Annotated in this window: 6 protein-coding genes and 1 pseudogene; 3 read left to right on the top strand and 4 right to left on the bottom strand. The window is 65.1% G+C overall.

Annotation, left to right across the window (positions count from 1 at the left end; translation table 11 throughout):
• Nucleotides 1-41: 41 nt before the first annotated feature.
• The 4 genes from Y708_RS0119885 to Y708_RS26635 form a co-directional block, all read right to left on the bottom strand.
• Nucleotides 42-665: an RraA family protein gene (locus Y708_RS0119885; RefSeq protein ID WP_028281269.1), complete on the bottom strand. Its 624-nt coding sequence runs from the start codon at nt 663-665 to the stop codon at nt 42-44.
• Complete coding sequence (locus Y708_RS0119880; RefSeq protein WP_081747046.1) at nt 662-1048, bottom strand: RidA family protein; 387 nt, start codon at nt 1046-1048, stop codon at nt 662-664. The genes Y708_RS0119885 and Y708_RS0119880 overlap by 4 nt, the downstream gene beginning before the upstream one ends.
• Nucleotides 1045-2403: an MFS transporter gene (locus Y708_RS0119875; RefSeq protein WP_028281267.1), complete on the bottom strand. Its 1359-nt coding sequence runs from the start codon at nt 2401-2403 to the stop codon at nt 1045-1047. Before Y708_RS0119875 ends, Y708_RS0119880 begins: the two co-directional genes overlap by 4 nt.
• 185 nt (nt 2404-2588) lie before the next feature.
• Nucleotides 2589-3746 carry a PucR family transcriptional regulator gene (locus tag Y708_RS26635; protein WP_155853965.1) on the bottom strand — a complete coding sequence of 386 codons (1158 nt, stop codon included), beginning with the start codon at nt 3744-3746 and terminating at the stop codon, nt 2589-2591.
• A 66-nt stretch (nt 3747-3812) separates the two neighbouring features.
• Here Y708_RS26635 and Y708_RS0119865 point away from each other — a divergent pair, with 66 nt between their 5' ends.
• From Y708_RS0119865 to Y708_RS30090, 3 genes and pseudogenes are all read left to right on the top strand, one after another.
• Nucleotides 3813-5480 carry a thiamine pyrophosphate-dependent enzyme gene (locus tag Y708_RS0119865; RefSeq protein ID WP_051479215.1) on the top strand — a complete coding sequence of 556 codons (1668 nt, stop codon included), beginning with the start codon at nt 3813-3815 and terminating at the stop codon, nt 5478-5480.
• Nucleotides 5481-5509: 29 nt separating this feature from the next.
• Nucleotides 5510-6796 carry a M20 family metallo-hydrolase gene (locus Y708_RS0119860; RefSeq protein ID WP_028281265.1) on the top strand — a complete coding sequence of 429 codons (1287 nt, stop codon included), beginning with the start codon at nt 5510-5512 and terminating at the stop codon, nt 6794-6796.
• A pseudogene (locus Y708_RS30090) lies at nt 6789-7059 on the top strand (ArgE/DapE family deacylase); the annotation flags it as partial. The gene Y708_RS0119860 and the pseudogene Y708_RS30090, both read left to right, overlap by 8 nt.

The following is a 7059-nucleotide window of genomic DNA, read 5'->3' as shown; positions in this document are numbered from 1 at the left end:
CAGCCCGCCTAGACCAGGAAGCCGTACACCAGCGTCGAGTACTACCCGAGGAACAGAACGTCCTCCAGCGACTCCCCCGCCGCGATCCGGCGCAGGATCTCCGGCTCAGCGCCGTCGGACGCGAGCGCACGAGGAACGACGGCGGCAGCCTCCTCGGGCGTAAGAAACACCACCCCGTTCTCGTCCCCCAGAACAATATCGCCGGGGTTCACCGTGACCCCGCCGATCGTGACGGGAACACCCAACCGCGACTTGCCGGAGTTGTGCCGCTTGGTGGTCAGACAGGTGGTGCCGCGCGCGAAAACCGGCAGCGCGCCGTCGTCGTACGTTCTGCGCAGGTCCACCAGATCGGTCACCGGCCCATCCACCACCACGCCCGCCGCGCCGCGGGAACGGGCCGCAGCCGCGGTGACCGCCCCCACGGGGGCGTGCCCGTAGTCGCCGCCCATGTCCAGGACCAGCACTTCCCCCGGCTGAAGCCGGATCAGTGCCTGGTTGACGGCGACAGCGTCCGCGTCGGGAATCCACGCCGTGGCCGCAACTCCCACCATGGTGGGGCCGGGAACCATGGCCCGAATTTCCGATGAGCAGAAACCGTCCTCAAGGAAGTGTCCCAGCGTGGGAAAGCTGACCCCGCTCAACTGCTCCAGCAAGTCCGGGCTCACGATGCTTCCGCAACAACAGCCACGCACTCGATCTCAAGGGAGACCCCCCACAGCGCGACGCACACGGAGGTGCGCGCCGGCCGGTGGGGTCCAAAGTATTCCTCGTACACGCGGTTGTACTCCCCAAGCTGCTCTTCGCTGGTGAGGTAGGTATTCACCTTGACCACGTGTTCCAGGCCGGAGCCGGCCTCCGTCAGGATAGCCTGAAGGTTCAGGATGGTCTGGCGGACTTGTTCGCTGAAGGTTTCGGGCTGATCGGCCAGGGAGGTGCGGGCCGGGATCTGTCCGGAAGTGAAGACAAATCCGTTGGCCACCACCGCCTGCGAGTAAGGCCCCACCGGGCCCACCGAATTAGGGGCGGCCGCGACACGCCGCACCGTCATCGGGCCGCCGTTTCAGAGACCACGGACGACGGCGCCTCCTCCACAGCGTCAATGTCCCCGTGGCGGGTCTCGGTCAGCAGGTAAAGCGCGATCAGTGAGGCACCCGCGGCGGCCATGATGTACCAGGCGATGGAGGAGCTCTGGCCGGTTGCGGCCAGCAGCGCCACAGTGATCGCCGGGGTCGCGGCGGAGCCCAACAGGCCGGAGAGCATGTAGGACACCGACAGTCCCGAGTAGCGCACCTTGGAGCCGAAGAGCTCGGCCAGGAAGGTGGCAATCGGTCCATAGTTGGCGGAGAATGCCAGCATCATCAGGCCATAGGCAACAAAGACCATCACTTCGGAGCCGGAGTTCAGCATCCAGAAGAAGGGGAAGGCGAGCAGGGCCTCGGCGGCAACGCCAGCGTAGATGATCGGCTTGCGGCCCACCCTGTCCGAGAGTCGCCCGAAGTACGGGATGGAGATGAATGCGATGACGCAGGCGAACATGACCACCCAGAGCATCATGTCGCTGGAGTAACCCAGCTCAGTGGTGCCGTAATTCACGCCGGAGGCTACAAGCAGGGTGAAGGTGCTGCCGGTGGAGAGCGTCGCAACTCCGCCGAGAATGACCTGCTTCCAATACTTCTTCATCAGGAAAACAAAGGGGAGCTTGGCCTTGGCACCGGTTTCGCGGACCATCTTGAAGGACGAGGTTTCTTCGATGTTCAGGCGGATGTAGATGCCCACTGCCACCAGCACCGCAGAGAGCAGGAACGGTACGCGCCAGCCCCAGCTGAGTAGATCCTCGTCGCTGAGGTTCGAGGCGACAATCAGGAAGGCGACGTTGGCGAGCAGGGTTCCGATCGGAACGCCGATCTGCACCATGGAACCGTAGAAGCCTCGTTTGTTCTCGGGTGCGTGTTCAACGGTCATCAGCACCGCGCCGCCCCACTCGCCGCCGAGCGCCAGCCCCTGGACCAGCCGCAGGAACAGCAGCAACAGCGGGGCGAGCACTCCAATGGAATTGAAGTCCGGGATCAGACCGATCGCGAAGGTTGCAACGCCCATGGTGATCAGGGAGATCAGGAGCATCGATTTGCGGCCCAGCCGGTCGCCGAAGTGACCAAACAGGATCGCTCCGACCATGCGCGCCAGGTAGGCGGAAGCGAAGGTCAGGAAGGAGAGAAGCGTGCCGATTGCGCCGTCCAGTTCCGGAAAGAAGATCCGGTTGAAGACGAGGGCCGAGGCGGTTCCAAACAGGAACAAGTCATACCACTCGACGGTGGTGCCAATAACGCTGGCCGTTGATATCTTCCGCATCTTCTTGCGGTCCAGGCGGCTTTGAGCCGCCGCTGAGGCTATCACTTCGGACATGTGCATCTCCAATAACGCTGTGGGTGCGAGGGGGGTTTCGGGGCGTGCAGGGGTGCCGCCTTGTGTGCGGCCCGGACACGATTAGAACTGTCCTACCCACTGTCCCCGGGTGTTATATAGCTCACAATTGAAATGCCCACACGTTTCCACCGCGCGCACTGGGCATCTGCACACTGTGGGTTTCTTTACCCCCAGGCGACGACGGCGCGGGCCGCGTCCACCGGTTTCATCAGCTCGATGCCGGTCAGGTCCTTGAACCGCTTGAGCCGGTTGAGGATGGTGTTGCGGTGGCAATAAAGCTGTTCCGCAGTCTCGGTGATGCTGCCGCTGTTCAGGAAGCAGAGCACGGTTTCTTCGAGGCGTGCCCGCTCGTCGGGCCGGCATGCGGCCAGTTGGCCGTCCATTGCAGCCCGCAGATCAATGCCGATTTCCAACATCCGGTGCCGGGTGAGCCGCGTCCAGCCGCTTCCCACGGTGATGGGTTTCCGGTCTGCCGCCATCACCAGTTCGCTGAGTACGGCGGCTATCCGCGCGGCGGAAGCGAGTTCCGCCAGGCCGTTCACGGGGCCGTGCACGCCACACGGGAGAGAGGCCACGGCGGCGGGCATCAACACCGCGCCGGTTTCCTTCATGCCGGGCGTTTCCGGCCAGAACACGTACGTATAGTTCCCGCTTTGGTGCACAAAGGCCAGCGCCGGCCGGTGGGAGAACGACGCGAGCTGACGCAGGGCAGCCGCTCCCTTGCCCTGGGCCGCGGCAATACCAAAGCGGCCCTCTGGATTCACCTCGAAGGCGGCAGCGAACCTGCTCCTGGTCTCAGGCAGCTGGCCCTCGGGCCCAAACAAAGCCGCAATGAAGTCCTGACGCACTCCGGCCTCTTCCCGTGCCATGCTGATGCGCTCGGCCAGGTAACTTGAGTGGGCTGCGGCGGCGTAGTCATCCACCACCTTCCACACGTCCTCCACGCGGGTGGTGAGCAGGGACGCATCACCGGGGCCGGACAACTGCAGCAGGGTTGCCCAAATCACCGGGAAATCCAGGCGGACGGCGGAGATCAGCGCCTCGGCGGGCACCCCCTGGCGGGCCCTGCGGGCACCGAGGTCCTCACCGAACCTGAGCAGGTCCGGATAGGAGTCCGGCTGGTCCAGGCAGTCGAGGATGAGCTGCAGGGATCCCATCGCCGTGGTGTCCAGTTCCTCCGTGCTGACCAGGTTCTGCGCATACCCGGGGAGGCTGGTCAGCCGGGTAAAAAACTGGACCTTCATGGGTCCGGTCTGTTGTCTGAGGCGCGCCACCAGGTCGGCCCAGGCACGGTCGGACTCTTCGGAGGAAGGGGTGTGCATGAGCACAGTCTATTCCCGCCAAAGAGTTGGTATCAGCTAGTCCATTGATGGCCTACGACTGCCAAGATGGAAGAATTCCCTGTGAGAAAGGTAGTGAGTGTGAGCACCAGTATCAGTGCCGGACACCTGATTGTGGCCCAGCTTGAAGCGTCCGGAGTGAAGCGCGCGTACGGCGTCCCCGGCGAGAGCTTTCTGGACATGCTGGACGGGCTGCACGATTCGAGCATCAGCACCGTGGTCACCCGCCATGAGGGCGGCGCCGGCTTCATGGCGCTGGCTGAGGGTCGGCTCACCGATGTTCCCGGGATCGCCATGGTTACCCGGGGCCCCGGCGCCGCAAACGCATTCATCGCCGTCCACACCGCCTACCAGGACGCCACCCCGCTGGTGCTGTTTGTGGGCCTCATCCCGGTGGCCGACCGCGGCCGGGAGTCGTTCCAGGAGTTCGACATCAACGCCTGGTTTGGCAGCACCGCCAAGAAGGTGGTCACGCTCGAGGATCCGGCCTCCGCCGCAGCCCTGGTGGACGACGCCGTTCACACCGCACTCAGCGGCCGCCCGGGGCCTGTGGTGGTCGGCCTTCCCGAAGACATTCTTGCCCGGCAGGTGGAGGGCGGCGCCACGGTGACGCCCCGCACTCTGGCTCGCCCCGCGCCGTCGTCGTCCGCGTTGACCGAACTCACTGCGCGGCTGGACCGCGCGTCGCGGCCCGTCATTGTTGTGGGCGGCGAAGGCTGGACCGAGGCGGCCGGCGAATCGCTGGTGCGATGGGCAGCGGGACGCGGCATCCCGGTGGCCGCGGATTTCCGGGCGTATGACGCGGTGCCGCACCGGCTCGACGGCGGCAACGCCTATGTGGGTTCACTCGGTTATGCGCGCAGTGACGCGCTGGCCGGCCGTTTCGACAAGGCGGATCTGCTGCTTTTCATCGGCTGTCCGCGTGGCGATGTGCTCAGCGACGGGTACACGACCGGGCTGAACGCCGAGACCGTGGTGGTGTTGCCCGGCGATTCGCTGGGACACTTTGGCCGGATTGACCAGCACATTGTGGCCGGGCCAGCCGAGTTCACGGCCCTGCTGCCAGAGCTAAGCGGCGGCGCGGTGGAACCCGGTTGGCTCCCCGATGCGCGCGCCGACTACGAGCGCTTCAGCACGCCAACACCCGAGGACGCCGGCCGCGGAGTCGACCTGAACGAGTGCATGGCGGTGCTGCGCGAGGAACTGCACGACGACGCCGTCATCACCTATGGTGCGGGGAACCACGCGCTGTGGGCGGCCCGGTATTTTGAGCACCGCTCGGCGAACTCGCTGGTGGCTCCGCGCAACGGCGCGATGGGCGCGGGCATTCCGGCGGCCGTCGCCGCGGGCCTGATCTTCCCCGGACGCCAGGTGATCTCAGTTGCCGGCGACGGCTGCTTCATGATGAACGGCCAGGAATTTGCGACGGCGGTAGCCTACGGAAGTGCGCCGGTGACCATTGTGGTGGACAACCAGTGCTTCGCCACGATCCGCGAACACCAGGAACGGCACTATCCGGGCCGGCCATCCGGCACCGGGCTCAGCAACCCGGACTTTGCGCGCTGGGCCGAAGCCTACGGCGGCCACGGCGAGCGCGTGGAACACACCGGCGAGTTCCGGGACGCGTTCCGCCGCGCCGTCGCCAGCGGCAAACCGGCCGTGCTGCATCTGCTGCAGGATCCCGATGTGCGTTCGCCGAAGACCGGTGTGCTGTGAGCGGGGCTGAAATTGTGGAGGAGACAGTGATGAGCAGGATTGTTGAGCCGGATCCGTCCGCCTTCTCGGGCGAAGACGCCCGCTTTGTGCGGGACTTCGCCGTGTTGTGCGGTATCGGTGCTGCGGAACACGGGGGCGTGCACCGTCTGGCCGGCTCGGCGGCCGATGGGGAGCAGCGGCGCTGGTTCGCGGAGCTGCTGAAGTCCGAGGGCTTCAGCGTGGAGTTCGACCGGATCGGCAACCAGTTTGGGCTACTGGAGTTCACGCCCGGCGCACCGTTTGTAGTGGTGGGATCGCACCTTGATTCGCAGCCTACGGCGGGACGGTACGACGGCGCGTACGGCGTTCTCGCTGCGGCTCACGCAGCGTTCGGGCTGGCTTCGCAGTGGCGTTTAGCGGGGATTATTCCGCAGTACAACCTTGCGGTGGTCAACTGGTTCAATGAAGAGGGTGCCCGCTTCAAGCCCTCCATGATGGGCAGTTCCGTGTACACGGGGAAAATGCCGCTGGCGGAAGCACTGGCCACGGTGGATGCGTCCGGGGTCACCGTTTCAGAGGCACTGTCGTCGATCGGTTGCCTCGGTGACGGCCCGGGTCCCGTGGCAGCGTTCTGCGCGGAGATCCACATCGAGCAGGGCCGCAGCATGGAACGGAACGGCGTCACCATCGGCGTGGTTGATTCCAATTGGGCCGCCAACAAGTACGAGTTTGTAGTCCACGGCGAGCAGGCCCACACCGGGTCAACGGTCATCGAGGACCGGAGGGATGCCCTGTTGGGTGCCTCCCTGCTGGTGGTGGCGGCCCGCGAAGTCGCGGACCTGTTCCCCGGAGTGCTGCACACCTCGGTGGGTCAGCTGGATGTCTACCCCAACTCCCCCGTTGTCGTCCCGTCGCGGGTGAACCTGCTGTTGGATCTCCGGTCGGCTGATGAAGCGGTGCTGGCGGAGGCTGATGACCTTCTGCACCAGCGCATCCGGGAGATTGAGGCGGCGGCGAACGTGTCGATTGAGCAGGGCAGCTCTCACTCCTGGCCGGTCACCCCGTACCAGCCCGAGGGTGTGGAGCTGGCCGAGAAGACCGCCGCAAATCTGGGCCTGAGTCATCGGCGGGTGAAGACCCTCGCCGGGCATGACTCGACCAACATGAAGGACATTGTCCCCACGGTGATGCTCTTTGTGCCGTCGGTGGACGGCATCTCCCACAACGAACACGAATACACCCGGGACGAAGACATTGTCGCCGGACTGCACATGCTCACCAACGTGGTGCGGAGCCTGTGCAACGGAGAACTTTCCTCAGGAGCAGCAGATGACTAACCCGGAACACGCACGCAGGATCACCGAAGCGGTGGACGCCGCTTTCGACCAACAGTTGGAGTTCACGGCGGAGCTGGTGCGCCATCCGTCGCTGCGGGCGCAGGAGGCCAGTGCGCAGGATCTGCTGTTTCAGGCGATGGATTCCCGCGGCCTCACGATGGACCGGTGGGCGCTCGACGTTTCCGAACTCAGCACCCACGAAGGGTACGGGCCATCCACGGTGTCCTATGAGAACGTCACCAATGTGGTGGGTACCTACACGC

Source organism: Arthrobacter sp. H5, assembly GCF_000520595.1.
GTDB lineage: Bacteria > Actinomycetota > Actinomycetes > Actinomycetales > Micrococcaceae > Arthrobacter_D.
Note: the sequence above shows the minus strand (reverse complement) of the source record. Positions and strands in the feature narration are given on the sequence as shown.

Bases quoted from the DNA above. Each gene is read 5' to 3' on its own strand.
- Y708_RS0119865 (WP_051479215.1), top strand. From the start codon at position 3,813: ATGGAAGAATTCCCTGTGAGAAAGGTAGTGAGTGTGAGCACCAGTATC.
- Y708_RS0119880 (WP_081747046.1), bottom strand. From the start codon at position 1,048: ATGACGGTGCGGCGTGTCGCGGCCGCCCCTAATTCGGTGGGCCCGGTG.
- Y708_RS0119875 (WP_028281267.1), bottom strand. From the start codon at position 2,403: ATGTCCGAAGTGATAGCCTCAGCGGCGGCTCAAAGCCGCCTGGACCGC.
- Y708_RS26635 (WP_155853965.1), bottom strand. From the start codon at position 3,746: ATGCACACCCCTTCCTCCGAAGAGTCCGACCGTGCCTGGGCCGACCTG.
- Y708_RS0119860 (WP_028281265.1), top strand. From the start codon at position 5,510: ATGAGCAGGATTGTTGAGCCGGATCCGTCCGCCTTCTCGGGCGAAGAC.